Source organism: Streptosporangium sandarakinum, assembly GCF_050942225.1.
GTDB lineage: Bacteria > Actinomycetota > Actinomycetes > Streptosporangiales > Streptosporangiaceae > Streptosporangium > Streptosporangium nondiastaticum.
Window position 1 is genome coordinate 8130161 of sequence record NZ_CP192034.1, and the last position, 25193, is coordinate 8155353.

Sequence of the window (25193 nt, forward strand, 5' to 3'; positions counted from 1 at the left end):
CCCGGATTCGCCGCGTCAGGCGAGCTGGGCCTGCTGGAGTCCCGCGTAGACGCCGCGCAGCCGCATCAGCTCCTCGTGGGTTCCCACCTCCACGATTCCGCCGTCCCGCATGACCGCGATGCGGTCCGCGTTCCGGATCGTGGACAGCCGGTGCGCGACGACGAAGACCGTACGGCCGGCGACCAGCCGGGCCAGCGCCTGCTGGATTAGCGCCTCCGACCGGGAGTCCAGGGCGGAGGTCGCCTCGTCGAGGATCAGCACGCGCGGGTCGCGGATCAGGGCTCGGGCGATGGCCAGGCGCTGCCGCTGGCCGCCGGACAGCCGGGCCCCGCGTTCCCCGACGACCGTGTCGAGCCCGGCGGGCAGCCGTTCGACGAACTCCAGCGCGTTGGCGTCCCGCAGGGCCCGCGTCAGCCGCTCCTCGGAGACGTCGGCCAGGCCGTAGGTGACGTTCTCCCTGATGCTGCCCTCGAACAGGATCGACTCCTGCGGCACGACCGACATGAAACGGCGGTAGGTCCGCATGTCCACCGTCTCCATGTCGCGGCCGTCGAGCAGGATTCGGCCGGAGGTCGGCCGCAGGAAGCCGATGACGAGGTTGAGCACGGTCGACTTGCCCGCGCCCGACGGTCCGACGAGGGCGATCGTCTCGCCGGGCACCGCCCTGAGGGTGAGGCCGGTGACCGCGGGGGGTTCGCCGGGCTCGCCGTAGGCGAACTCGACGTCGCGGAACTCCACCTCGCCTCGCACCGAGTCGATCTTCACCTTGCCCTCGTTGTGCTCCAGGTCGGGGGCCTGGAGCACCTCGCCGATCGACCGGACCGACGCCAGCCCCTTGCTGATCACCGGGGTCAGGCTGATCAGGGAGGTGACGGCGGAGGTGAGGGTGGTGAAGAAGGTGGTCAGCATGACCACGTCGCCGGCGGTGATCGGGATGACCTGGTAGTAGGCGATGAGCGCGGAGCCCGTCAGGAAGGCGACGCCCAGCGCGTTGAGCAGGATCCAGGCGAGGGCGCCGAAGCTGCCGTTGAGCAGGTCGAGCTTGAGTCCCTTGCGCAGCACCTTGGTCAGCGTGCCGTCCACGCGGTGCAGCGCGTCGCGCTCCAGGCCGTGCGCCCGGGTGATGGGGATGAGGGTGGTCATCTCGCTGATCCGGCTGGAGAGCGTCTCGACCTCGCGGCGGAAGCTCTCGTTGTCCTCCCGCAGGCGGGTGCGGAGCCGCATCACCAGGAAGGCCGCGGTCGGCACGACCACCAGCAGGACCGGGATCGCGGCGGGCACCCGGAAGGCGATCACCACTAGGCCGCCGACCAGCGTGGTGAGGGCCGAAAGGCCCATGTCGCTCGCCTGCTGGCTGGTCTGCTCGATGCTCTCGACGTCCCGGATGACCTTGGTCTGGAGTACGGCGGCGCTGACCCGGGAGTGGTAGCCGATCGAGAGCTGCTGCATGCGGCGGCAGAGCGCGGAGCGCAGGTTCACGCCCACCCGCCGGATCGCGCCGTGCATGCAGCGGACGTAGAGGAGGTGGAAGGGGTGGTTGAGGAGCAGCAGGACGAGCAGGACGGCCGTGTTGCCCCACAGTTCGACGATGGGGCGGTGGCCGACCACGATGTTGATGACGTTCGCGGTGATCAGCGGCAGCAGCCAGGTGGGGCTGTGCTTGACGAGGAAGGCGAAGACCGCGACGACGAGCTTGAACCGGTCTTCCCTGAAGAGGTAGGCGAGGGTACGGACGGGATGTTCGCCCCGATAGGAATGATCGAGAGCAGTGTTCACGAAACCCCCATAAGACGGTAAACCCAGTCCCAATCCTCCCTTGTCGATATTTCCTGTATATGACCGCCCCGCCACCGAAGCATGGCGCCCGCGAGGCACCCGGCCGCGCCCCGTACCGCCCCGCGAACGCCCCTACCCAGCCCCGCGAACGCATCCGGCCCTGTCCCACGCCGCACCGCGAACGCACCCGGCCCTGCCCTGCCGTGCCCGGCGCCGCCCCGCGAACGCACCCTGCCGTGCCCGGCGGCCGTCCCGGTCAGCCCGTCGCGACGGGAAGCCTCCGCTCCAGTATCTGACCGGGCCACTCGCCCACCGTGAACGTCTCGGTCCTGGTGAAGCCCTGGCTCTCGTAGTAGCGCACCAGCCGGCCGTCGTCCCCGGCGTAGCAGTCGACCCGGACCAGCGAGACGCCCAGCTCCGCCGCCTCGGTCACGGCCCGCTCCAGCAGCGCGGCGCCGACGCCCCGGCCGTGGAACCGCCGGTCGTTGATCAGGACCTGCACGTACAGCTCGGGCTCGGCCGCCGGGGAGACGTACTCCATCGCGGGACCGACGACGAGGCAGCCGGCGGGCCGGCCGTCGATCTCGGCGATGCGCATCCCGCCCGAGGCGGCCCAGGCGGTGGCCTTCTCGACACGGACGGGGTTGGTGGAGAAGGGCTCGCTGCCCCACTGCCCGGTACGGCCCCGCGCGGTCAGCCACGCCACCGCGCCGTCGAACATCGCCAGTACCGCCGGGACGTCGGCAAGACCGCCGACTCGGATAATCATCGGCGGATCATAACAAGGCCGCCCACTTCGGCCCCACCGCCCCGGCGGGCGCATCCCGGCACCCCGTTCCGCCCGGCTCCGCGACCGGCCAGAACACCTTGTTCTTCACGAACGCCTAGCCAAAGGTCAAAAGGGTATATGCGCAATCCTTACTTGACTTTTACCTGGGATCTGTACACTCCCCCTGCCGGAATCCGGCCCCAGCCGAGGGCGTGCGCCCCGGCCAGTCCCCTTGGGAGTCACGTGAGCAACGGGTCGATGGACGCGCCCGCGGAACCTTCCGCGCAGACCGCGCCCGCGCAGCCCCCGGCGCGGGCCGGGCGGCGCCGCCGCCGGTGGCTCCGGTGGACGGTGGCCGGCGGCACCGCCGTCGTGGTGGCGGTGGCAGGGACGGCGGCCGCCGCCTACGTCAAGCTGAACGGGAACGTCAAGCGGGTCGAGGTCGGAGCCGAGGAGCTGGGCGCGCGACCCGCAAAGATCGCGACCAAGGCGATGAACGTCCTGGTGGTCGGCTCCGACCAGCGCAACGGCAAGAACGCCAAGTACGGCCGGGAGGTCGGCGAGCGGACCGACACGATCATGCTGGCGCACATCTCGCCGAAGCGGGACAACGCCATGGTCATCAGCTTCCCCCGCGACTCCATGGTGCAGCTCCCCGACTGCAAGGCCACAGGGGGCCTGCAGGGCCAGCGGGCGCACATCGGCATGATCAACGAGTCGTTCAACTTCGGCGGGATCGGCTGCACCTGGAAGACCGTCGAGTCGCTCACCGGGATCCGCATCGACCACTTCGTGAAGGTCGACTTCACCGGTTTCAAGAGCATGGTGGACGCGGTCGGCGGCGTCGAGGTCTGCCTCCCGGAGCCGATCCGCGACGTGAAGGCCCTGCTCAACCTTCCCGCCGGGCGACAGGTCCTCATGGGCGAGCAGGCACTCGGCTACGTCCGCGTCCGCTACAGCCTCGGCGACGGCTCCGACATCGGGCGCATCCAGCGGCAGCAGATGTTCGTCGCCTCCATGATCAAGAAGGTGATGAGCGGCGACACGCTCACCGATCCCACCAGGCTCTTCGGCTTCCTGGACGCGGCCACCAAGTCGGTCACCACCGACTCCGGCCTCACCACGGGCGTCATGAAGGACCTGGCGACGAGCGCCAAGGGCATGGCCGCCGGGCAGATCCACTTCGTCACCACGCCCTGGAGATACTCGGCCACCCACCCCGGCCGGGTGGAGTGGGTGCAGCCGCAGAGCCGGACGCTGTTCCAGATGGTCGCGCGGGATAAGACGTTCGCCGGGTCCGGGATCAAGGGCGGGCAGACCAAGGTCTCCCGCTCGAAGATCCAGGTCGAGGTGCGCAACGGGACGAACCGCTCCGGCCTGGGGTCACAGGTGGCCGTCCAGCTTGAGGAGCGGGGCTACCACATCTACAAGATCGGTGACGCGCCGCGTAAGCCGTACCCGAAGACCACGATCATGTACTCGCCGAACGGCGAGCCCGGCGTCCCCACGCTCAGCCGCGACCTGCTCGCCTCGACCGGCCGGGCGGTGCCCCGGGCGACCACGTCGAGGCTGATCCTGACCATCGGCGACGACTGGAAGGGGCTCAAGCCCCTCAGGTCGAACGACACCGACAGCCTGAAGGGGTTCGACGCCACCCATGACTCCTGCGCGGGCGCCTGATCCCTCAATTCGGGTAAACAACCAGGGTTCCACCCATGTTGCACGGGAGCCGGGCGCGACCGGATCCGCCGCGCCCGAGGCGCCCGCCCCCGGCGCGCCGGCCCGCCTCGTCCCCCAGGAGCTGCAGATGGTACGACCGGCGGCCTGTCCAACCGGGACATCGCCGCCCGGCTCTTCCCCAGCCCCTCGCGCGGTCGGATACCACCCCTACAAGGCGTATCCAAAGCTCGGCGTCGCTTCCCGGGACGAAATACGGGATATTGTCCTTTTTGCGTAAAAAGCCACGAAAGGCATTCCCTCTTTACCTCCCCGATGGATGCCCGGCTCCTAGTGTTCGGTGAGTGTCCGACCGGAAGGAGACCGGAGGAGGTCCGTGGCCGTTTGGCGAGGTCCGCGTTCCTTACAGGGGCGGGCGACGCTCATCACCGTTCTGATCTTCGCGCTGGTGCTCGGGATCGGCGTGCTCGCGATGTCGGCGGGCCTGCGGTCCAAGGCGCTGGGCTCCGTGACGGACAGCGCTTCCCAAGCGGCCCGGGTGGCGGTCAGGGAGGTCCGCCGGGGCGTGCCCGACGGGACCATCCCCACGAACGCCGTCGGCCGGCTCCAGGCCGTCGACCGCGCCGGCCGGGTCGTCGCGGCCAGCCCCATGATGCGGGGGATGCCGCCGATCAGCCGCATGTGGCCCGGCCCGGACGACACCCGCGTGGTGGACGAGCCCTGCGTGACGGTCCCCGGGGCCGGGCGGACGTGCTTCGTCGTCGTAGGCCTGCAGGGCAGTTTCTCCCCGCACGGCGACGTCATGGTCTACGCGGCCGAGCAGAGACCGCCCCTGCTGGTCGGCCACACCCTGGAGGGCGTGCTGACCGCCTTCTGCCTCGTGCTCCTCGGGCTGGTGGGCTGGGGCACCTGGTGGCTGGTCGGCAGGGCCCTCGAACCGGTGCGGCAGATGCGTGCCGAGATGGCGGAGATCGCCGCTTCCGGCCTCAGCCACCGGATAGCCGTGCCCGCCTCCGGCAGCGAGCTGAACACGCTCATCGAGTCGATCAACAGGACCCTCGACCGGCTGGAGCACGCCAGGGAGATGGAGCGCCGCTTCGCCTCCGACGCCTCCCATGAGCTGCGCACCCCGCTGACCGGCCTGCGCACCAAGCTGGAGCTGGCACTGGCCGACCCGGAGGCCGAGGATTCGGCACTGGCGATGCGGTCGGCGCTGAAGGACGCCGAGCGGCTCCAGGCCGTCATCGACGACCTGCTCACGCTCGCCCGCCTCGACGCCGGGGCGCGGCCCGAACCCCGGCGCGTCGACCTGGCGGAGCTGGTCACCGGCGAGATGGAGCAGCGGCCGTCCCGGCACGAGGTGCTCATGCGGCTGCACCCGGGCGTGGTCGTCCGGGGAGACCGGCTCCAGCTCAGCAGGGTCCTGACCAACCTGCTGGCCAACGCCGAACGGCACGCGGCGGGCATGATCGAGGTCAACGTCTGCCAGAACGGGGACGACGCCGTGCTGGAGGTCGTCGACAACGGCCAGGGCGTCCCGGAGGCCGACCGGGAACGGATCTTCCAGCGGTTCACCCGCCTGGACACCGCGCGCAGCCGGGAGGCCGGCGGAACGGGGCTCGGCCTGTCCATCGCCAGGGAGATCGCGACGGCGCACGGGGGCAGGCTGTACGCGACGGACCGGCCGCGGGGGGAGGGCGCCCGGTTCGTCCTGCGGCTGCCGCTGTCCGGTGACGTGGAGACGCCGCCCGGCGGCACGGGGGACGCGCACCGGCCGGGAAAGCCGGGCAGGGCCCGGCGAGGCTAGGCGAAGGGCCCGCCGTACGGCGGGCCCGGAAAGGCCTGTTCAGGCCGCCGCGGTGCTGCTCTTGGCCGACGCGCTGGTCAGTGGCTCCGCGATGTCCTCAAGGCTCTTGCCTTCGGCCTTGACCCCGAGGAACACCTCCACCAGCCCGGCCGCGATCATCAGGACCGCGCCGATGACGAAGGCCAGGGCCGTGTCACCCGGCTTGCCGCTCTCGACCAGGTGCGAGAAGATCAGCGGCCCGGCGACACCGCCGACGAGGGTGCCGATCGCGTAGAAGAAGGCGATGGCCATGGCCCGCGTCTCCATCGGGAAGATCTCGCTGACCGTCAGGTAGGCCGCACTCGCCCCCGCCGAGGCGAAGAAGAGCACGACGCACCAGCAGGCGGTCAGCGTGACGGCGGTCAGCACGCCCTGGTTGAACAGCCACGCCGTGCCGAGCAGCAGCACCCCGGACCCTATGTAGGTGCCGGAGATCATGGGCACCCGGCCGACGGTGTCGAACAGGTGACCCAGCAGCAGCGGGCCGAGGAAGTTGCCGACCGCGATGACCGCGAAGAAGTAGCCGGTGTTGGTGTCGATCTTGAAGAACGTCGACAGGATCTGGGCGTACCCGAAGGTGATGGCGTTGTAGAGGAACGCCTGCCCGATGAAGAGCGAGAAGCCGAGGACGGTGCGCTTGGGATAGCGGGCGACCATCGTGTGCGCGATCTGGCCGAACCCGATCGACCGGCGCTGGTGGATGGTCATGGAGGAGGAGGGCTCGGAGAGGCGCTCGCCCTTCTCGGTCTCGACGCGTTCCTCGATGCCGTCGACCAGTTCCTCCGCCTCCCGGCCCCGGCCGTGGATGAACAGCCAGCGGGGGCTCTCCGGCACGTGCCGCCGGACGAGGAGGATGCCGAGGCCGAGGACCACGCCCAGGCCGAAGGCGACGCGCCAGCCGATGTTGACCGGGAGGTCGTTGAGCAGGGGGACGGTCAGCAGCGCGCCTCCGGCGGCGCCGAGCCAGTAGCTGCCGTTGATGACGACGTCGATGCGGCCGCGGTGGCGGCTGGGGATCAGCTCGTCGATGGCGGAGTTGATCGCCGCGTACTCGCCGCCGATGCCGAATCCGGTCAGGAAGCGGAAGAGGAAGAACCACCACGCGGAGAACGAGAAGGCGGTCGCCGCGGTGGCGACCAGGTAGACCACCATCGTGATGATGAACAGCTTCTTGCGGCCGAACCTGTCGGTGAGCCAGCCGAAGAAGAGCGCTCCCACGCAGGCGCCGGCCACGTAGAGGGCCGCCGCCGTACCGGCGACCTGGGCCTGGGTGATCGCCAGGCCGCTGCCCTCCTTGGCGAGCTGCGCCGAGAGGTTCCCGATGATGGTCACCTCGAGCCCGTCGAGGATCCAGACGGTCCCGAGGCCAATGATGATCATCCAGTGCCATCGTGACCATGGCAACCGGTCCAGCCGCGCGGGGACCTTGGTGGTCACCGTCCCCGTCTCAACGTCGCTCATGGCGCCACCGGCTACCCTGTGAAGAACATCTCATGCCACCCCGGACCAGGGTGGAGGCCTCGGAACGGTCCGGATCCGGGTCCGGCGCCGGGGGCGGGGGCGGCTCGCGCGAGGACCGGTGCTCGCGGACGATGGCGACCACCCCGGCCGTGATCAGGCCCGCCGCGAAGACGACGCGCAGGCCGATCCTCGGGAACAGGGCGAGCGCGTCGAAGATCGAGTAGACGGCGGAGGACGGGGGACCGCCGTCCGCCGGGACGGGCAGGCAGAGCGAGCGGACGGCGGCCAGCCCGGCGGCCAGCGCGACCATGCTCGCGGCCAGCCCGAACCCGGCGCCGCTGAGCGCCTCCTCGCGGTCGCCCGCGAGGACCACCCCGCCGCCAGCGGCAGCACGGGCAGCAGCGGCAGTGCCCACTTCAGCCGGACCAGCCAGTCGCAGGCCGTCCGCGCGCCGAGCAGCGCCCGCACGGGGAGCAACTCGATCCGCGGGTGCAGGTCGGGCAGGCGGGAGGCGCCCGCCTGCCCGGCCGCGGCCAGCTCCCGCCGGGCCATGCCGTACACCGGGGTCAGGTCGAGGTCCACCCGTTCCGGGGCCGCCCGCCCGGGTCCGTCCCGCAGCACGGAGACCACCCGCCGGTGCGCCGCCCGGTTCAGCTCGGCCCACACGGCGGGGAAGTCGCCGCCGGTGACGACCGCGTTCACGGACCGGCGGACGAGGTCCGCGGTGGCCGGACGGTCCATGCCGGGCAGCGACCGGGAGATCTCGGCGGTGACGCGGTCGGTGACGTCGTCGCGGACCGCGGGGTCGGCCGCCGTCGGCGCGACGTCCGCCACGTAGCGGCCGGAGCCGGATATCTCGTCCGCCACCCAGAAACCGGCGAGCGCGAACGGGGTGAGCGCGCAACCGAACATGATCGAAAAAGCGCTGATCGCTCCCCGCACCGATCCCCCTCACCGCCCCTTAGCGGGAAATCCCCGAATTCGCCGCGCAAAACCGCATATGTCTCTCTTTTGGCCGCGATTTGGATGAGGGCAATCACCGGAAACGGCAGGGACCTCCCAACGAACCTTGACTCGGACTTCCCCGCGCGTCGCACCGCCTCATAGCGCATTCATCCGAAAACCGTTACTAATCTGTGACACCTGGGGCCAACGGACGGGAGATGTTAGAGAGATGGCAGGTCAACGGGGTCGTTTGAACATTGGGCCGAGCCTGGCGATCACCTTGGGATCGGCCGTTCTGTGGGGTCTGGCCCACCTGTGGGTCGGCCGGCGCGCGGCCGGCATCGCCCTGATGGGGACCTTCGTCACCCTCGTCGGGGGGGTCGCGATCCTCCTTCTCACCTCCCGGGCCGAGCTGCTCGCCCTGATCGTCCAGCCGGCCTGGCTGTGGGTCTTCGGACTGGCCGCGCTGCTGTTCGCCGCCGCGACCGTGACCGTGACCGTGCGCTCCTACCAGCTCGTCAGGCCGGAGTCGCTGTCCGGCCCGGCCCGGCTGCTGTCGGCCCTCGCCGTGGGCGTGCTGTGCGCCCTGGTGGTCGCCCCCATGGCGTACGCGGCCCGGCTCGCCTACGTCTCCCAGCACGTCGTGACCTCGATCTTCACCGCCAACGGCGCGCCCATCCCGGTGGACCCCTGGCAGGGTCGCGACCGGATCAACATCCTGCTGATCGGCGGCGACGCCGCGGCCAACCGGATCGGCGTGCGCACCGACAGCATGACCGTGGCCAGCGTCGACACCCATACCGGCGACACCGTGCTGTTCGGCCTGCCGAGAAACCTGGAGAAGGTCCCGATGCCGCCCGGCCCGGCGCGTCAGCACTTCCCCTACGGCTTCGGCGGTGAGCCGCCCTACACCCCCGGCCTGCTCAACGAGGTCTGGCAGTACGCCGAGGACCACCCCGACGTCGTCCCGGGCGTCCCCCGGGGGCACCGCGGCCCCACGCTGCTGAAGAGGACCGTCAGCGGCATCACCGGCCTGCCGATCCACTACTACGCGATGGTCGACATGTTCGGCTTCGCCGACATCATCGACGCGATGGGCGGCGTGCGGGTCACCGTCAGGGATCCCATCGTGTACGGCCGGCAGAACGAGGGCCTGATCCCCGCCGGCACCCGCAGGCTGACCGGCGAACAGGCCCTCTGGTACGGCAGGGCCCGCACCTACAGCGACGACTACGTCCGGATGGGCCGGCAGAAGTGCCTGATGAACGCCGTCGCCAAGCAGGCCGATCCGGTGACGGTCCTGCGGAGCTTCGAGAAGCTGGCCGACGCCACGATGCACGCCGTCTCCACCGACATCCCGCAGGGGCTGCTGCCGAACCTGGTCGAGCTGGCGGAGAAGGTGAAGCAGTCGAAGATCCGGACCCTGCAGTTCGTCCCGCCGCTGATCAACACCGCGTACCCCGACTACGACCTGATCAAGCACAAGATCGCGGCGACCCTGGTCAGGCCGGTTCCCCCCGTCGTCGCGCACCGCGACGACTCCCAGCGGTTCCGCCCGAACACCGCGACGGTCCTCGACTCCGTCTGCGGCTGACCCGCGAGGCCGTCCGGGACGGCGGGCATCGCGCGACCCCTCGCGCCCGGCGCCCGCCGGAGAGCGTCGTGACCGGGGCGTGCCATTTTCCTACTTGACAGGTGGGTAGAGTCGGCCTTTATATACGCATAGCCGACTTGTTTAGTAGGAATTAGGAGTGGCCATGAAGGCTCGCAGGGCTCGCGGGGTGGTGGCGGCGCTGGCCGCACTGGCGTTCACGACCTTGTCGGCCGCCTGCGGGGGATCGGAGACGGCGGGCACCGCGACCGCCTCCGGTGGCGGGGACAAGCTCGCCGAGGTGCGGCTCGGGTTCTTCCCCAACATCACCCACGCCACGGCACTGGTCGGCGTGGAGAAGGGCCTCTTCGCCAAGCATCTCGGCTCGACCAAGCTCACGACCAGCACCTTCAACGCCGGCCCGGCCGCGATCGAGGCGATCTTCTCGGGCGCGGTCGACGCCACCTACATCGGCCCCAACCCCGCCATCAACGCCTGGGCCAAGTCCAAGGGCAAGGCCATAAAGATCATCGCCGGGGCGGCCTCGGGCGGCGTCTCGCTGGTCGTCAAGCCCGAGATCAAGAGCGTCGAGGACCTGCGGGGCAAGAAGATCGCCACACCCCAGCTCGGCAACACCCAGGACGTCGCCCTGCGCTACTGGCTGCAGCAGAAGGGCCTGAAGACCGACACCAAGGGCGGCGGCGACGTCGGCATCGTCCCCCAGGAGAACTCCCAGACCCTGCAGACCTTCGCCACCGGCGACATCGACGGCGCGTGGGTGCCGGAGCCGTTCGCCAGCCGGCTGGTCCTGGAGAGCAAGGGCAAGGTCCTCGTCGACGAGCGGGACCTGTGGCCGGACAAGCAGTTCGTGATCACCCACCTCATCGTCCGCCAGGACTTCGCCGCCGAGCACCCGGAGACGGTCCGGCAGCTCCTCGAAGGGCACGTCGAGGCCAACGCGGCGATCGAGGCCGACCCGGCCGACGCCGCGAAGACCGTGAACGCGGCCCTCGCCGAGCTGACCGGCAAGCCGCTCAAGCAGGAGGTCCTGGACCGCGCCTTCGCCAACATCACCTTCACCGACGACCCCATCGCCTCCTCGCTGACCGCCAGCGCCGACCACGCGATCAAGATCGGCCTGCTCCAGCCGGTCGACCTGAACGGCATCTACGACCTGTCGGTCCTCAACCAGATCCACAAGGCCAAGGGCCGCCCGGAGATCGCCGACAGGTGAGCCGTGAGCCCGTCGAACCCGCCGCAATCGCCGATCGGAAGGAGGAGGACGTGAGGACTCCGCTCAGGGAACGCGCCCGGAACAGCCGGCACGGCCAGGGCACCGAGGGCGCCCAGGGCGCCCCGGCCCCCGGGACCGCCCGTCCGGGGGGCGCCGAGGACACCGGGGCCGTCGGAGACGCCGGGCCCGCCGTCCGGCTGGACGGCGTCTCCAAGGTCTACGGCCAGGGCAGGAAGGGGCTGCACGCCCTGGACGACGTCACGCTCTCCGTCGCCCCGGGCGAGTTCGTCTGCCTGCTCGGCGCCTCCGGCTGCGGCAAGAGCACGCTGCTCTCCCTGGTCGCCGGACTGGACACCCCCACGGCCGGCCGGATCGGCACCGGCGGCCGGAAGATCGCCATGATGTTCCAGGAGCCGGCCCTGTTCCCCTGGCTCACCGTCTCGGCCAACGTCGAGATGGCGCTGCGGGTCCAGGGCGTGGCCTCCCGGGAACGGCGTGAGCGGGCGGCGGCGCTCCTGGAGACCGTCCACCTGGGCGGTTTCGGCGGCAAGCGCCCGCACGAGCTGTCCGGGGGCATGCGCCAGCGGGTCTCCCTGGCCCGCGCGCTCGCCCAGGACGCCGACGTCCTGCTGATGGACGAGCCGTTCGGCGCGCTGGACGCGATGACCCGCGACCTGCTCCACGACGAGCTGGAGCGGATCTGGCGGGAACGCCGGCTCAGCGTCCTGTTCGTCACCCACAACGTCCGCGAGGCCGTACGGCTCGGCGACCGCGTCGTGCTGCTCAGCAGCCGTCCGGGGCGGGTCGTCGAGGATTTCCCCATCACGCTCGAACGGCCCCGCCGTACCGACTCCGCCGAGGTGGCGGAGATCGCCGGCGCCGTGACGGGCCGGCTCCGGGAGGAGGTCATGCGCCATGGCCGCTGACACCAGGGTCACCACCGGCGTCGACGACACCGGTCACACCGCGATCGGCGCCGACGGCGCCGCGCCTCCCGGGGACACCGCGGTCACCGCGGACGGCGGGGTCACCGGAACCACCGCCGGCGCCGCGGTCACCGGCGGCGCGGACCGCGCGCCCGCCGACGCCCACGCCCGGCAGCTCGCCGGGCTCGACGCGCTGGAGCTGGGCGGCGAGTCGTCCGGCGGCCCGGCCGCCCGCGTCTGGGGCCGCCTGTGGCCGATGGCCCTGGCCGTGGCCATCGTGCTGGCGGTGTGGCAGTGCGTGGTGTGGGCCGGTTTCTGGCCGGAGTACGTCTTCGCCGGGCCCACCGACGTCGCCCCGGTCCTCCTCGACCGGCTGACCACCGGCGAGTACTGGGAGGCGATCGGCGTGACCATGCGCCGCGCGGTGACGGGCTTCGCCGTCTCGGTGGTGGCGGGCCTGGTCGTCGGCGCCCTGGTCTCCCGGGTCCGGGTGCTGCGGGCCGCCTTCGGCTCGCTGATCACCGGCCTGCAGACCATGCCGTCGATCGCCTGGTTCCCGCTGGCCATCCTGCTGTTCGGGCTGACCGAGAGCGCGATCACCTTCGTGGTCATCCTCGGCGCGGCGCCGTCCATCGCCAACGGGCTGATCACCGGGGTGGACTACACGCCGCCCATCCTGCTGCGCGCCGGGCACGTGCTCGGCTTCCGCCGCCTGCAGCTCTACCGCCACGTGATCCTGCCGGCGTCGCTGCCGTCGTTCCTGGCCGGGCTGAAGCAGGGCTGGGCCTTCGCCTGGCGGTCGCTGATGGCCGGGGAGCTGGTGGTGATCATCGCTCACCAGTCGTCGCTGGGCGAGCGGCTGTTCTTCGACCGCGAGCTCGCCGACTCGGCCGGCCTGCTCTCCACGATGATCGTGATCCTGGTCATCGGCATCGCGGTGGACCTGCTGTTCGAGACGGCCGACACCTCGCTGCGCCGTCGCTGGGGCCTCGCCCGGACGAGCGCCTGACGGTATGCGCGTCTCCGCCAGGACCCAGTACGCCCTGCGGGCCGTCGCCGAGCTGGCCGCCACCGGCCCGGGGCCCGTGCCCGCGGAGAAGGTCGCCGCGGCGCAGAACATCCCGCGGAGGTTCCTGGACAACATCCTGCTGCAGCTGCGCCGCGCCGGCCTGATCCACAGCCAGCGCGGCCCGGACGGCGGCTACTGGCTGGCCCGGCCCCCCGAGGAGATCACCCTGGCCGACGTGATCATGGTGGTCGAGGGCAGGCCCGAGCACTTCAGGAACGACGACTACCCCGGCGTCGCCCGGCCGATCGCGCACGTCTGGAGTGTGCTTCGCGAGCACGAGGAGACCCTGCTCTCCGAGATCACCATCGCCCACATCACCCGGAACGCCATCCCCGGCGGCCATGGGGAACCGGTGCCCTGAGCCGCGCGGCTCAGTGGAAGACCTTCAGGCCGACGACCCCGGCGACGACCAGCACCAGGCAGGCGATCCTCGCCACCGACGTGGGCTCGCCGAGCCACGCCATGCCGACGACGGTCGTGCCGACCGCGCCGATCCCGACCCACACGGCGTAGGCCGTACCGACCGGGATCGACTTCAGCGCGTACCCCAGCCCGATCATGCTCAGCACCAGCGTCACCACGAAGATCAGACTGGGCACCGGCCGGGAGAACCCCTGGGACCGATCCAGGGCCACCGCCCACGCGGTCTCCATCAGCCCCGACAGCACCAGCACCACCCATGCGACCGTCATCTGGCAGAGCCTCTCACAGCGGTTCTGCCCCCGCTCACCCGCCCTTCGTGGCATGATGCTCCAGCGGAGTGAAACGGTTTTCATAATCATGATTGGATCGTTGACGTGAGGGTGGCATTCGTCGGTAAGGGCGGCAGCGGCAAGACGACCCTGTCCGCGCTGTTCGCGAGATACGTCGCCGCCAGGGGCGGACCCGTCGTGGCGATCGACGCCGACATCAACCAGCACCTCGGCATGGCGCTCGGGATGCCCGAGAGCGCGCTGCCGCGCCCGATGGGCACGCACCTGACCGAGATCAAGGAGCACCTCCGCGGCGACAACCCGCTCATCTCCTCCGCCGCGGCGATGGTCAAGACCACCCCGCCCGGCCGCGGGTCGCGGCTGCTGCGCCTGGGGGAGTTCGACGACCCCGTGCACACCCGCTTCTCGGCCATCACGCCCGACGGGCCGCGCCTGATGGTCACCGGCCCGTTCGAGGAGACCGACCTGGGGGTGGCCTGTTACCACTCCAAGGTCGGCGCGGTGGAGCTGTACCTCAACCACCTCGTCGACGGCGCCGGCGAGTACGTCGTGGTCGACATGACCGCCGGGGCCGACTCGTTCGCCTCCGGGCTGTTCACCCGCTTCGACATGACGTTCCTGGTGGCCGAGCCCACCCGGCAGGGGGTGGGCGTCTACCGCCAGTACCGCGACTACGCCGCCGACTTCGACGTGCCGGTCGCGGTGGTCGGCAACAAGGTGCACGGCCCGTCCGACGTCGCGTTCCTACGTGAACACGTGGGCGACGACCTGCTGGTGTGCCTGGAGCACTCGGCGGCGATCCGGGCCATGGAGCAGGGCCGGCCGTTCACGCTCGGCGACCTGGAACCGACCGGCGTGAAGGCGCTCGGCACGCTTCTCGCGCGCCTGGACGCCCAGGAGAAGGACTGGTGGAAGTTCGGGCAGCAGGCGGTGGAGTTCCACCTGCGCAACGCCCGGGCCTGGGCGAACCGGGCGACCGGCGAGGACCTTGCCGCCCAGGTCGACCCCGGCTTCATCTTCGGACCCACACGAGTGTCGCTCCCGCGCTAGGTGGAGCGGCCGACAGGCCGACCTAGGGTCGGAAAACGTCCCCTTTGCGATCTGCGAGAGGAGAACGCAGCATGTCGCTGACCGTTTCGAAGGATCTTCTCGACCAGGCCAGGGCCGGCGAGGTCGACGACGAGGCGTTCGTCGCCTGCGTCCGCGACTCCCTGCCGTACGCCTGGGCGGTGATCACCGAGCTGGTCGAGAGGCGTGAACGCACCGGCGCCGAGTTCGCCGACAACACCGTTCCACCGCCGGACGAGCAGGCCCGCGGTCAGCTCCTGCGCTGCCTGGCCAGCGACTCCATGCGCGGCGCCCTGGAGCGCCACTTCGGCATGAGGCTCGCCTTCCAGAACTGCCACCGGGTCGCGGTCTTCGACCCGGCGGCCACCGGCGCCCTCGCCGAGTTCGTCACCGCCAGGTCCCAGATCCTCAACCAGTCACCCGAACTCGTCGACTGCTAGCCGCCTCACCGTCCGGACCGCCGGGACCCCCGGCCCGCGCCCCGGAGGCCGCCGCCCGGTACGGCGGAGCCTCCGGGGCCACCGGTCAGAGGTCCCGGACCAGGGGGAGCACCTGCTCCCCGAGCCGCCGGATGTTGTCGAGGGTGCGGGCGTGGTCGCCCGCACCCTCGACCATGAGGATCAAGTGCCGCAGCCCGGTGACCCCGGCGGTGCGCGCGATCCTCTCGGCGCAGCGCCCCGGTGAGCCGACCGGGTGCGTGTCGCACAGGAAGTCCACGTACGTCCCGATGTCGCGCCGCGGGCCCGGCCGGCCGTCCACGGGCACGTGACCGGCGAGTCCGGGAGCCAGCCACCGGGGCATGGCCTCCCTGAGTTCCCGCACGGCCCGCTCGGTGGTGTCGGCCACGTACCCGACGGCCGCCCCCACGTGCCCGGGATCCACGCCCCCGCCCGCGCCGCCGTCCCGGCCCCCGCCCCCCGGACCGACGCCCCGCCCCTCGCCGCCCGGGTCGCCGTCCCCGTTCCCGCGCCGCTCCCCGCCCGCCCCCTCGCTCGCCGTACGGTAGGACCGGATCATCGCGGCCCGTTCGGCGTCGCCGATGTGCATCCCCAGCAGCATCGGCAGCCCCCGCTCCGCGGTGAGCGCGACGGTCGGCGCGGAGGTGCACGCCACCACCGGCCGCAGCCGCGCGGGCGGGACCACCGGCACCGGCCGGAACCGGAAGAACTCCCCCTCCGCCGAGACCGTCCCCGCGTCCAGGGCCGCGCACAGCAGGTCCAGCGACTCGCCGAACCCCCGCTCGAACCGCTCCAGCCCCGTGCCGAACACCTCAAGGTCCACCCACGGGCCGCCCCGCCCCACCCCGAGCGTGAACCGCCCGCCCGAGACGCGGTCGAGGATCGCCGCCTGCTCGGCCAGGTCCACCGGATGCCGGGTGGACAGCACGCTCACCGCCGTCCCCACCCCGATCCGGGACGTACGGCCCAGCGCCACCCCGGCCAGGGTGGCCGCCGACGGGCACACGCCGTACGACATGAAATGGTGCTCGGCGATCCACGCGTCGTCGAAACCGGCCTCCTCGGCGACGGCGATCGCCTCCACCGTGTCCCGCAGCACCTCTCCCGCGTCCCGCCCGGGAAAACCCGCCGCGATCAGAAAGACGCCCATCCGCATGCCGCCCACTGTGGATCAGCGAACCCGGCCGGGAAAGACCAGACCACCGTTACCCCGGGACTTCATGGCCGCTCGATTCCGGCATCGCCCAACGATTCGAGCCCGGGCCTCAAGGGAGGGAATGGGCTTTCAGCCGAAGAGTCCGAGCTGGCCCTCGCCGGTCAGGGGATTGCGGTGCCGCTTCAGGTGGCGCCAGCGGGGCAGATCGTCGAGATAGGACCATGACAGGCGATGGTGCTCCGTCGGCCCGCGCTCGGCCAGCGCCCGCTGGTGGACCGGCGACGGGTAGCCCGCGTTGTCGGCGAAGCCGTACTCCTCGAAACCGAGCGAGGCCATGTGGGCGTCGCGGCGGACCTTCGCGATCACCGACGCCGCGGCCACCGAGACGCACGACAGGTCGGCCTTGACCTCGCACCGCACCGGCCCCGGCGAGCCGAGGTAGTCGTGTTTGCCGTCGAGGATGACCGCGTCCGGCCGGACCGGCAGCGCGGCCAGCGCCCGGCGGGCGGCCCGGCGCAGGGCCTCGGTCATGCCCAGCTCGTCGATCTCCTCGCACGACGCCTCGCCGTACCCGATCCCGGTCGCCCAGCCGGTGATCTCGGCGGCCATCGTGGCGCGGCGGGCGGGGGTGAGCATCTTGGAGTCGGTCAGCCCCGCGGGCGGCTCCGACAGGTCGGTGACGACGGCGCAGACCGCGACGGGCCCGGCCCAGGCGCCCCGCCCGACCTCGTCGATCCCGGCCACCGTCTTCGAACCGCCGGCCGACAGCAGGCGTTCGAGCGCGTAGGAGGGAGGCACGGCCCCGACGTTACCGGCTCACCCGCCCCGCCGCCGCCCGGTACGGCACCGCGGTGCCGTTCCCGGAGCGTTCCCGGCTCGACCGCCCCGCCGCCGCCCCGGCACCGCGGTCCCGGCCCCGGGGTGTTCCCGGCTCCGGTCACCCGCCGGCGGGCTCGGCCGGGGCGGGGATCGGGGAGATGATCGGGGTGAGGGCCGGAGCGGGGACCTGGGCGAGGTCGGCGGCCAGCAGGCGCGCGGCGACGTGCAGGGCGCGCAGCGTGACCGCGACGGCGGGACGGTGGACGCTCCCGGCCCGCGCCACCGCGTGGATCTCGCGGACGATCGGGGGCCCGGGAAGCTCGCGTACGGCGACGCCGCGCACCCCGGCGGCCAGGGTCAGTGCCGGTACGGCCGCGATGCCGATGCCCTTGGCGACCAGGCCGAGGACGGTGCCCAGCCCCTCGAACTCCCACGGCACCGGCCGGGCGCCGCCGACGCCGGCCAGCAGGCGGTCCACGGCCAGGCGGGACGGCTCCCCTTCGGGCGTCGCCATCCACGGCTCGTCGCGCAGCTCCCGCAGGTCGACGGGCTCCTCCGGGGCGGCCAGCCGGTGCCGGCGCGGCACCGCGAGCACCAGGGGGTCGCGCAGCAGCGGGAACACCCGCAGCGGGGCCGGTTCCTCGCGCGTTCCGCCGTGCCAGTCGTCCACCAGGGCGATGTCCGCCTCGCCCGACCGCACCTGGCCGATCCCGCTCCCGGCGGGCGCCTGCCGCATCCGCAGGGTCAGCCCGGTGTGCCGGCGCAGCGTCCGGGCCAGGGCGGGCGCGAAGGCGACCGCGGCGGTGGGGAAGGCGGTGACGGCGACGTGACCCGAGGGTGTCCCCGCCTGGGCGGACAGGTCGGACTCGGCGGCCTCCACCATGGCCAGGATGCGCTCGGCGTGCTCGACGAGGCGGTGGCCGGCGTCGGTCAGCGCGGCGCTGCGGGCCGTCCGGTCGAGCAGGGCGGCCCCGGCCTCACGCTCCAGGACCGCGAGCTGCTGGGAGACGGCGGACGGGCTGTAGCCGAGGGCCTCGGCGGTCGCCGCGATGCTGCCCCGGCGGGCGAACTCGCAGATCACCGTCAGGCGACGCAGATCGAGCATCGGTTTTCCTTATGCCTTCCCACAGTGACCGACGGTTGTTCCGAGGGCTCCACCCCACCATGCTGGGGAATGTTCCGCAATGACCGGAGGCACCCATGGGCATCGCCTTTTCCGCCACTCTGGCGGCCAACGAGGAGATCGAGCGCAGGCGGCGGGCCGGGGAGCGCGTGCTGCACCTGGCCTTCGGGGAGGCGGGCCTGCCGGTCCACCCGGTGCTGCGGGAGCGGCTGGCCGACGCCGCCGGGCACAACGGGTACGGCCCGGTCGCCGGGGTTCCGGAGCTGCGCGAGGCGGCGGCCGGGTACTGGCGCCGCAGGGGCCTGCCCACCGACCCGGAGTCGGTCGTCTGCGGCCCCGGCAGCAAGTCCCTGCTGTACGGCCTGCTGCCGGCGATCGGCGGTGACATCGTGCTGCCCGTACCGAGCTGGGTCAGCTACGCCGCCCAGGCGGAGCTGGCCGGGGCGCGCCCGCTGCCCGTCCCGTCGCCGCCCGGCGAGGGCGGGGTGCCCGATCCCGCCCTCCTCGCCGACGCGGTCCTGGACGCGCGGTCCCGGGGGCGCCGGGTACGCGCGCTGCTGGTCACGCTGCCGGACAACCCCACCGGCACGCTGGCCGGCGCCACGACGGTCCGGCGGATCGCCGAGCTGGCCCGTGAGCTCGACCTGTTGATCATCTCCGACGAGATCTACCGCGATCTCGTCCACGACCCCGAGGCGGGGTTCCTCAGCCCGGCCGACGTCGCGCCCGAGCGCACGATCGTCACCACCGGGCTCAGCAAGAGCCTCGCCCTGGGCGGCTGGCGGATCGGTGTGGCCCGCCTTCCCTCCGAGGAACTGCGCGACCGGCTGCTCGCCGTGGCGAGCGAGATCTGGTCCAGTCCCGCGGCGCCCGTCCAGCGGGCGGCGGCCTACGCCTACACCGAACCCCCCGAGCTCACCGAGCGGATCGAGCGGAGCCGGCGGTTGCACGGCGCGGTCGCGCGGGCCGTGCACGGGCTGCTCGCCGGGGCGGGTGTGCCGGCCGGCGCGCCACGCGGCGGCTTCTACCTGTACCCCGACTTCACCGGGCTGCCCTTCGGCACCTCCGCCGATCTGGCCGCGCACCTGCTCGGCGCGCACGGCGTCGGGGTTCTCCCCGGCCACGCCTTCGGTGACGACCCGCGGGCCCTGCGGGTGCGGGTGGCGACCAGCCTCCTGTACGGCGAGACGACCGAGCGGCGACTGGCCGCGCTGGCCGCCCCCGACCCCCTGGAGCTGCCCTGGATCTCCGCATCGCTGGACCGGCTGGCCGGGGTCCTGAGCCGTCTCGGCGCGGGCGCCGGAACGCCGGGCGGACGCTGACCGCGACGGCGCCCGGAAAGGTGGGGCGGTCGCTCGAAAAAGCTTCGGGGGAGCGCGGACCGGCCGTTCCGAAGGCGCCCGGAAGGGATGGACCGGCCGCTTCGAAGGCGCCCGGAAAGGGTGGAGCGCCCGCTCCGGCGGAGCGGTGGTCCGAGATGCGGGCGCTTGACGGAAAATTTACCTGCGGGCCGGCCGTTCCCGGGACGGCGTCCACGCCTCTGACCTGCGGTTTTACCCCCGAAAACGGGGCAGAGAGGGCGATTCACCCAGCGGCCACCGAAACGCCCCGCACCATTTGGCAAAAGCCCACGTCGGCAGCCCTCATCATGTGCTCATGCCCGCTTTTGTCACCCTGTCCGGGCGCCTCGTGCGCCTGGAGCCGCTCAGCCTCGCGGTCGTCGACGACCTCGTCGCCGCGGCGAGTGAAGACCGCTCCACCTACGGCTTCACTCGCGTGCCCCATGGTCGGGGCGAGGTGGCCTCCTACGTGGAGGCCGCCCTGGCTGAGCAGGCGGAGGGCCGCACGATGCCCTTCGCCATCCGGTGGCTGCACACCGACCGCGTGGTCGGTGCCACCCGTCTCATGAACCTGGAGTACTGGCAGGGCCCCATGCCCTGGCCACCGGGCGCCCGTGGAGCGGTGGGCGAGGTCCCGTCCGTGGCGGACATCGGTTACACCTGGCTGGCGGCGTCGGCCCAGGGCACCGGTGTCAACCGGGAGAGCAAGTACCTGATGCTCTCCCTCGCCTTCGAGACGTGGCAGGTCCACCGCGTCACCCTCAAAGCCGACGTGCGCAACGTACGCTCCCGGGCCGCCATCGAGGCCCTCGGCGCACACCTCGACGGTGTGCGGCGGGCGGAATCCCGAGGCGCCGACGACACGGTCCGAGATACCGCGTACTACTCGATCCTCAGCTCCGAGTGGCCGCTCGTACGAGAACGGCTGCACGCCCGGCTCGGCCTGGTCGAGGCCGCCTAGCCGAACAGCGGGGAGGGAGGCCCCTCCCCGTCATCCGTCACTTCGACGATCTCTTGGAACGGAAGGCCCGCCCGGGGACCGGGCGGGCCTGACGTTCGTCCGGGAGCGGGATCCGGCGTCACTCGTCGTCGCCGTCGGCCTCGTAGACGTAGTTCCACCTGCCGCACATCTTCGTCCGGCCCTCGTTCTGGTTCCAGTAGCAGACCCGGACCTGGGCGCTGTCGACGTCGTCGGAGGCGAAGTGGAAGGAGCGGTAGCCGCTGGAGCCGCACTTCTTGGCCCAGTAGGCCGACTCGTCACCGTCGGAGTTCTCGAACTTGACCTGGACGTAGCCGCAGAGCCAGCTCGGCGAGTACCTGTCGTAGAGCCTGCCCTCGACGTGGACCCGGTCGGAGTGGTCGGTCCACACCTGGCCCCTGGCGGCCATGGCGCGGGAGTGGCCGAAGTACTTCGAGTAGTAGGGGCCCCAGCTGTCGTCGTAGTCGTGGCTCGCGGTCGTCGTGGCCGTCGTGGACGCCGCGGCGGTGCCGGCGGCGAGCGTGGCGGCCGAGGCGGGGGAGGCCAGCGCCGGGGTGACCGCGAGGAGGGCGGTGGCGGCGGCGAGGCCGAGGAGGGTGCGGGCGGTGGTGCGCATTGCGGTTCTCCCAGGGGGTGAGGCGGCTCCCGTCTCCGTTCGGGGAGCCATGGCTCATTGATAGGCCGGGCCGCCTGCACGCCGCTTACCGCATCTTTCTCCATACCTGCAATTGACTGACATGTCGGGCATGACAGCCCCCGTATGGCGCCATGCCCGACATAGGGAATCATCGGCATCGGGGCTCAACAGCTGATCAATGCCCGATCAACGGTGATCGAGGGGTAACCGCCGCTCTCCTGTGGATCGCGGATAAAGGATCTATTATTTGCGAATAAAAGTTCCCATTAGGGCGGAGATCCACGGGATGGCTGATCAGGGCAGGGCGGGCGGGTTGCGCTTCGCCGTACTCGGCCCCGTCCAAGCCTGGCGTGACGGCGGGGAGCTGGATCTCGGCACGCCCCTGCAACGTTCCATTCTCGCGATGCTGCTGCTGCGCGGGAACCGGGCGGTGACCCCGACCGAGATGATCGACGGGGTCTGGGGTGAGGAGGCCCCGCCCCGCGCGCTGGGCGCGCTGCGCACCTACGTCTCCCGGCTGCGGTCCGTGCTGGAGCCGGGCAGGTCGCCCCGCACCCGTCCGGAGCTGCTCACCTCGGTTGGCCGGGGCTACGCGCTGCGCCTGGCCGACGACGCCCTCGACCTGGCCCTTTTCGAGCGCGGGGTACGGCAGGCCGAGGCGGCCCGGGGCGCCGGTGACCTCGTCGCGGCCGCCGGGCACCTGCGGACGGGCCTGGCGCTGTACACCGGCGAGCCGCTGGCCGGGGCCGTCGGCCCCTACGCCGAGCACCAGCGCGACCGGCTCGCCGAGCGCCGGATGAGCGTGCTGGAGACCCTGATGGACCTCGACCTGGAGGTGGGCCGGCACGCCGACGTCGTCTCCGAGCTGATCGCGCTGACCGCCGAGCATCCGCTCCGCGAACGGCTGCGCGCCCAGCTGATGCTGGCCTACTACCGGTGCGGGCGGCAGGGGGACGCGCTCGCCGTCTTCGCCGACACCCGGACCGTGCTGGTCGGCGAGCTCGGCATCGAACCCGGGCCCGAGCTGACCGCGCTGCACCGGCGCGTCCTCAGCGGCGACCCGAGCCTCGTCCCGCGTCCGCCGGCCGTTCCCGTCCCGGCTCCGGCCCCGGTTCCGGTTCCGGCCCCGCCGGTCGCCGGGGACCCGGCGGGCTCCGCGGCGCCCACCGTCCCCTCCGTGGCCTCCGTACCCGCTGTGTCCGCCTTGTCCACCTCGCCCGCCGGGGCGGCGGGTTCCGCATCCGCCGGGGGACCGGGCCGGGACGCGCCGGAGGCCGCCGCGCCGCACCCGTCCGCGCCGCCGCACCCGCCGGGTCCGGCGAGCCCCCCGGAGCTGCCGCGGCCCGCGCAGCTCCCCGCGGCCGTGAACGACTTCACCGGCCGCCACCGGATCATCTCCCGGCTGCGCGCCCTGCTGTCCGCCGGGGACGGCGCCGACGGCGTCCCGGTGGCCGCCATCTCCGGTATCGGCGGCGTCGGCAAGACGACGCTCGCCGTACACGTCGCGCACACCCTGCAGGAGCTGTTCCCCGACGGTCAGCTCTACGCCGACCTGCGCGGCTACGGCGAGGACCCGGTCGTGCCCGAGTCCGCGCTGGCGGCGTTCCTGCGCGGGCTGGGCCTGCCGCCCGACGTCATCCCGGACGGCCTGGCCGAGCGGTCGGCGCTGTTCCGCTCGCTGCTGGCCGAACGCCGGATGCTGGTACTGCTGGACAACGCCCGGGACGCCGAGCAGGTCGCCCACCTGCTGCCCGGCACGCCCGGCTGCGCGGCGATCGTGACCAGCCGCGGCAAGCTGGCCGACCTGGCGGCGGCCCGGCTGTTCGATCTCGACGTCATGGAGCCCGACGAGGCGCTGACCCTGTTCGGCACCGTCGCGGGCGCCGACCGGGTGGCGGCCGAGCGCGCCGCGGCCATGGACGTCGTCGCCGCCTGCGGGTTCCTGCCGCTCGCGGTGCGGATCGTGGCGGCCCGCCTGGCGGCCCGCCCGTCCTGGACGGTCGCCTCGCTGGTGCCCCGGCTGGCCGACGAGCGCCGCCGCCTCGACGAGATGCGGGTGGGCAACCTGGCGGTCGAGGCCACCTTCGCCCTCGGGTACGGCCAGCTCGGCCCGGAGCAGGCCCGCGCCTTCCGGTTGCTCTCCCTGCCCGGCGGACCCGACATCTCGGTCGGCGCCGCGGCCGCCCTCCTCGGTTCGGGGCAGGGCGACGCCGAGGAGGTCCTGGAGTCCCTGGTGGACGCCAGCCTGCTGGAGGCCCCCGCACCCGGCCGCTACCGCTTCCACGACCTGCTCAGGCTCTTCGCCCGCCGGATCGCGGAACGGGCCGAGGCGGGGGCCGGAGCGGGCGGCGTCGTGGGGGCCGGGGGTGAAGCGGAGGCCGGCGGTCCCGGGACAGCCGGGCCGGCGGCCGTCGGCGCCGGGGCTGCCGCGCTGCGCCGGCTGCTCGACTTCTACCTGGCCTCCGCGCGGTCGGCGCACCGCCTCGCCTACGACGGCAGCACGGTCGCCGACCGGATCGCGGTGACCGCGCCCGGCCACGCGTTCACCTCCGCCGACGAGGCCGTGGCCTGGCTGTCGGCCGAGGCGGAGTCGCTGTTCGCGGCGATCGCCCAGGCGTCCGGCGCGCGGGAGGCCGGAGGGCTGCTGCCCGGCGCGGACCTGCTGCTGGCCATGGAACCGCTGCTGGAGTCGGGCAGCCACGTCCGCGAGTTCGAGCAGCGGGCCAGGGAGACGCTGGCCGCCGCCCGGCGACTCGGGGACGCCTCCTGCCGGATGCGCTGCCACTACGTGCTCGGCCGGGTGCTGTTCAACGCCAACCGGCTCGCCGAGGCCGAGGAGGAGTTCCGCACCTCGCTGGACCTGGCCGGCGCGGGCGACGGGATCGTCACCGGCGAGACGATGAACGCGCTGGCCGTGGTGACCGGCCGGCGCCGCCGCCACACCGAGGCGCTGTCCTGGTTCGAGGCGGCGCGGGCGGCGTTCCGGGAGGCGGGCGCACGAGGCGGCGAGGCCCTGACACTGAGCTACTCCGCCCGCGACCACCTGTTCCTCGGCCAGGCCGAGGAGGCGATCGCCGCCGCCGAGCAGGGCCTGGCCCTCTTCACCGAGATCGGTTCCGGTCCCGGCACCGCGCGGGCCCGCTACCACCTGGGGATGGTGCTGTCGCGCGTCGGGCGGCTGAACGAGGCCGTCCACCACCACGCCGAGTGCCTGGCCTTCTTCCGGGCGAGCCGGCAGCGGGTGTGGGAGCAGCGGGTGTGCTCCCGGCTCGCCGAGACCCTGATCGCCGCCGGGCGGTTCGCCGACGCGACCCGGCACGCCGAGCAGGCGCTGACGGTCAGCCGCGAGATCGGCCACCCGTACGGCGAGGCGCTGTCACTGTGGGTGCTCGGGCGGGCCCTCGACGGCCTGGGGGACGCCGCCCGCAGCCACGACTGCCTCCGGCGCGCCCACGACGTCTTCGCCCGGCTCGGCGCCCCCGAGGCCGCGGACCTGCGGGCGCTGCTCGACCGGGCGACCGCCGCGGGCGGCGACCTCGCCGCCCCCTGAGGCCGCGGAACCGTCCACCGGGATCACCGGGACGCCCGCCGAGGTCGCGGAACCGT

The 25193-nt window shown here is 72.4% G+C and carries 21 protein-coding genes; 12 read left to right on the plus strand and 9 right to left on the minus strand.

Annotated elements, in window-relative coordinates; genetic code table 11:
- Positions 1-15: 15 nt before the first annotated feature.
- Both ACQP10_RS37280 and ACQP10_RS37285 read right to left on the minus strand, forming a co-directional pair.
- Positions 16-1776 carry an ABC transporter ATP-binding protein gene (locus tag ACQP10_RS37280; protein WP_399498603.1) on the minus strand — a complete coding sequence of 587 codons (1761 nt, stop codon included), beginning with the start codon at positions 1774-1776 and terminating at the stop codon, positions 16-18.
- A 256-nt stretch (positions 1777-2032) separates the two neighbouring features.
- Entirely contained in the window at positions 2033-2545 is a 513-nt protein-coding gene (locus ACQP10_RS37285) for a GNAT family N-acetyltransferase (RefSeq protein WP_179821816.1), read from the minus strand.
- A 243-nt stretch (positions 2546-2788) separates the two neighbouring features.
- Here ACQP10_RS37285 and ACQP10_RS37290 point away from each other — a divergent pair, with 243 nt between their 5' ends.
- Together ACQP10_RS37290 and ACQP10_RS37295 are read left to right on the plus strand one after the other, a co-directional pair.
- A complete protein-coding gene (locus ACQP10_RS37290; protein WP_399498604.1) occupies positions 2789-4225 on the plus strand; it encodes an LCP family protein in 1437 nt (478 codons plus the stop codon).
- Between the two features lie 799 nt (positions 4226-5024).
- Positions 5025-6029, plus strand: a complete 1005-nt coding sequence (locus ACQP10_RS37295) for a sensor histidine kinase (protein ID WP_433541968.1) — start codon at positions 5025-5027, stop codon at positions 6027-6029.
- A 39-nt stretch (positions 6030-6068) separates the two neighbouring features.
- On the opposite strand, the gene ACQP10_RS37300 is transcribed toward ACQP10_RS37295, so the two are convergent.
- Together ACQP10_RS37300 and ACQP10_RS37305 are read right to left on the minus strand one after the other, a co-directional pair.
- Positions 6069-7529, minus strand: a complete 1461-nt coding sequence (locus ACQP10_RS37300; RefSeq protein WP_346018362.1) for an MFS transporter — start codon at positions 7527-7529, stop codon at positions 6069-6071.
- A 153-nt stretch (positions 7530-7682) separates the two neighbouring features.
- On the minus strand, positions 7683-8471 hold the full coding sequence (locus ACQP10_RS37305; protein ID WP_433540606.1) for a hypothetical protein: 789 nt from the start codon (positions 8469-8471) through the stop codon (positions 7683-7685).
- A gap of 283 nt (positions 8472-8754) precedes the next feature.
- Here ACQP10_RS37305 and ACQP10_RS37310 point away from each other — a divergent pair, with 283 nt between their 5' ends.
- The 5 genes from ACQP10_RS37310 to ACQP10_RS37330 all read left to right on the plus strand — a co-directional run bounded on the left by ACQP10_RS37310 (position 8755) and on the right by ACQP10_RS37330 (position 13655).
- Positions 8755-10068 (plus strand): LCP family protein, encoded by a 1314-nt coding sequence (locus tag ACQP10_RS37310; RefSeq protein ID WP_399498606.1) that lies wholly within the window; start codon positions 8755-8757, stop codon positions 10066-10068.
- A 163-nt stretch (positions 10069-10231) separates the two neighbouring features.
- Positions 10232-11299: an ABC transporter substrate-binding protein gene (locus ACQP10_RS37315; protein WP_346018359.1), complete on the plus strand. Its 1068-nt coding sequence runs from the start codon at positions 10232-10234 to the stop codon at positions 11297-11299.
- A 197-nt stretch (positions 11300-11496) separates the two neighbouring features.
- Complete coding sequence (locus ACQP10_RS37320; RefSeq protein WP_179823336.1) at positions 11497-12225, plus strand: ABC transporter ATP-binding protein; 729 nt, start codon at positions 11497-11499, stop codon at positions 12223-12225.
- The gene (locus ACQP10_RS37325) at positions 12215-13234 is read left to right on the plus strand and encodes an ABC transporter permease (protein WP_346018358.1); all 1020 of its coding nucleotides are present in this window, start codon (positions 12215-12217) and stop codon (positions 13232-13234) included. The genes ACQP10_RS37320 and ACQP10_RS37325 overlap by 11 nt, the downstream gene beginning before the upstream one ends.
- Positions 13235-13238: 4 nt before the next feature.
- The gene (locus ACQP10_RS37330; protein WP_346018357.1) at positions 13239-13655 is read left to right on the plus strand and encodes an RrF2 family transcriptional regulator; all 417 of its coding nucleotides are present in this window, start codon (positions 13239-13241) and stop codon (positions 13653-13655) included.
- 10 nt (positions 13656-13665) lie between these two features.
- Here the strand turns inward: ACQP10_RS37330 and ACQP10_RS37335 are convergent, their stop codons facing one another.
- Positions 13666-13986, minus strand: coding sequence for a DMT family transporter (locus tag ACQP10_RS37335; protein ID WP_179821799.1), 321 nt, complete (start codon positions 13984-13986; stop codon positions 13666-13668).
- Positions 13987-14091: 105 nt separating this feature from the next.
- Here ACQP10_RS37335 and ACQP10_RS37340 point away from each other — a divergent pair, with 105 nt between their 5' ends.
- Together ACQP10_RS37340 and ACQP10_RS37345 are read left to right on the plus strand one after the other, a co-directional pair.
- Entirely contained in the window at positions 14092-15057 is a 966-nt protein-coding gene (locus ACQP10_RS37340) for an ATP-binding protein (RefSeq protein WP_346018356.1), read from the plus strand.
- A gap of 71 nt (positions 15058-15128) precedes the next feature.
- A complete protein-coding gene (locus tag ACQP10_RS37345; RefSeq protein WP_189246959.1) occupies positions 15129-15515 on the plus strand; it encodes an SCO5389 family protein in 387 nt (128 codons plus the stop codon).
- 85 nt (positions 15516-15600) lie between these two features.
- Here ACQP10_RS37345 and ACQP10_RS37350 read toward each other — a convergent pair whose 3' ends face one another.
- The 3 genes from ACQP10_RS37350 to ACQP10_RS37360 form a co-directional block, all read right to left on the minus strand.
- Complete coding sequence (locus ACQP10_RS37350; protein ID WP_433540607.1) at positions 15601-16689, minus strand: LLM class flavin-dependent oxidoreductase; 1089 nt, start codon at positions 16687-16689, stop codon at positions 15601-15603.
- A gap of 129 nt (positions 16690-16818) precedes the next feature.
- Positions 16819-17487, minus strand: a complete 669-nt coding sequence (locus ACQP10_RS37355; RefSeq protein WP_433540608.1) for a ribonuclease HII — start codon at positions 17485-17487, stop codon at positions 16819-16821.
- A gap of 139 nt (positions 17488-17626) precedes the next feature.
- Complete coding sequence (locus ACQP10_RS37360; protein ID WP_390002825.1) at positions 17627-18613, minus strand: LysR family transcriptional regulator; 987 nt, start codon at positions 18611-18613, stop codon at positions 17627-17629.
- A gap of 95 nt (positions 18614-18708) precedes the next feature.
- On the opposite strand from ACQP10_RS37360, the gene ACQP10_RS37365 reads away from it, so the two are divergent.
- Both ACQP10_RS37365 and ACQP10_RS37370 read left to right on the plus strand, forming a co-directional pair.
- Positions 18709-19953, plus strand: coding sequence for a pyridoxal phosphate-dependent aminotransferase (locus ACQP10_RS37365; RefSeq protein ID WP_433540609.1), 1245 nt, complete (start codon positions 18709-18711; stop codon positions 19951-19953).
- A gap of 334 nt (positions 19954-20287) precedes the next feature.
- Positions 20288-20932, plus strand: coding sequence for a GNAT family N-acetyltransferase (locus ACQP10_RS37370; RefSeq protein WP_179821783.1), 645 nt, complete (start codon positions 20288-20290; stop codon positions 20930-20932).
- A gap of 118 nt (positions 20933-21050) precedes the next feature.
- On the opposite strand, the gene ACQP10_RS37375 is transcribed toward ACQP10_RS37370, so the two are convergent.
- Positions 21051-21566, minus strand: a complete 516-nt coding sequence (locus ACQP10_RS37375; RefSeq protein WP_179821780.1) for a hypothetical protein — start codon at positions 21564-21566, stop codon at positions 21051-21053.
- Between the two features lie 307 nt (positions 21567-21873).
- Between ACQP10_RS37375 and ACQP10_RS37380 the strand changes: the two genes are divergently transcribed.
- Positions 21874-25137, plus strand: coding sequence for an AfsR/SARP family transcriptional regulator (locus tag ACQP10_RS37380; RefSeq protein ID WP_433540610.1), 3264 nt, complete (start codon positions 21874-21876; stop codon positions 25135-25137).
- Positions 25138-25193: the final 56 nt, after the last annotated feature.

What these genes read in the sequence shown, in the direction of transcription:
- ACQP10_RS37285 (WP_179821816.1), bottom strand. Translation starts at nt 2,545, where the DNA reads ATGATTATCCGAGTCGGCGGTCTTGCCGACGTCCCGGCGGTACTGGCG.
- ACQP10_RS37295 (WP_433541968.1), top strand. Translation starts at nt 5,025, where the DNA reads ATGGTCTACGCGGCCGAGCAGAGACCGCCCCTGCTGGTCGGCCACACC.
- ACQP10_RS37300 (WP_346018362.1), bottom strand. Translation starts at nt 7,529, where the DNA reads ATGAGCGACGTTGAGACGGGGACGGTGACCACCAAGGTCCCCGCGCGG.
- ACQP10_RS37315 (WP_346018359.1), top strand. Translation starts at nt 10,232, where the DNA reads ATGAAGGCTCGCAGGGCTCGCGGGGTGGTGGCGGCGCTGGCCGCACTG.
- ACQP10_RS37325 (WP_346018358.1), top strand. Translation starts at nt 12,215, where the DNA reads ATGGCCGCTGACACCAGGGTCACCACCGGCGTCGACGACACCGGTCAC.
- ACQP10_RS37330 (WP_346018357.1), top strand. Translation starts at nt 13,239, where the DNA reads ATGCGCGTCTCCGCCAGGACCCAGTACGCCCTGCGGGCCGTCGCCGAG.
- ACQP10_RS37335 (WP_179821799.1), bottom strand. Translation starts at nt 13,986, where the DNA reads ATGACGGTCGCATGGGTGGTGCTGGTGCTGTCGGGGCTGATGGAGACC.
- ACQP10_RS37345 (WP_189246959.1), top strand. Translation starts at nt 15,129, where the DNA reads ATGTCGCTGACCGTTTCGAAGGATCTTCTCGACCAGGCCAGGGCCGGC.
- ACQP10_RS37350 (WP_433540607.1), bottom strand. Translation starts at nt 16,689, where the DNA reads ATGCGGATGGGCGTCTTTCTGATCGCGGCGGGTTTTCCCGGGCGGGAC.
- ACQP10_RS37360 (WP_390002825.1), bottom strand. Translation starts at nt 18,613, where the DNA reads ATGCTCGATCTGCGTCGCCTGACGGTGATCTGCGAGTTCGCCCGCCGG.
- ACQP10_RS37365 (WP_433540609.1), top strand. Translation starts at nt 18,709, where the DNA reads ATGGGCATCGCCTTTTCCGCCACTCTGGCGGCCAACGAGGAGATCGAG.
- ACQP10_RS37370 (WP_179821783.1), top strand. Translation starts at nt 20,288, where the DNA reads ATGCCCGCTTTTGTCACCCTGTCCGGGCGCCTCGTGCGCCTGGAGCCG.
- ACQP10_RS37375 (WP_179821780.1), bottom strand. Translation starts at nt 21,566, where the DNA reads ATGCGCACCACCGCCCGCACCCTCCTCGGCCTCGCCGCCGCCACCGCC.
- ACQP10_RS37380 (WP_433540610.1), top strand. Translation starts at nt 21,874, where the DNA reads ATGGCTGATCAGGGCAGGGCGGGCGGGTTGCGCTTCGCCGTACTCGGC.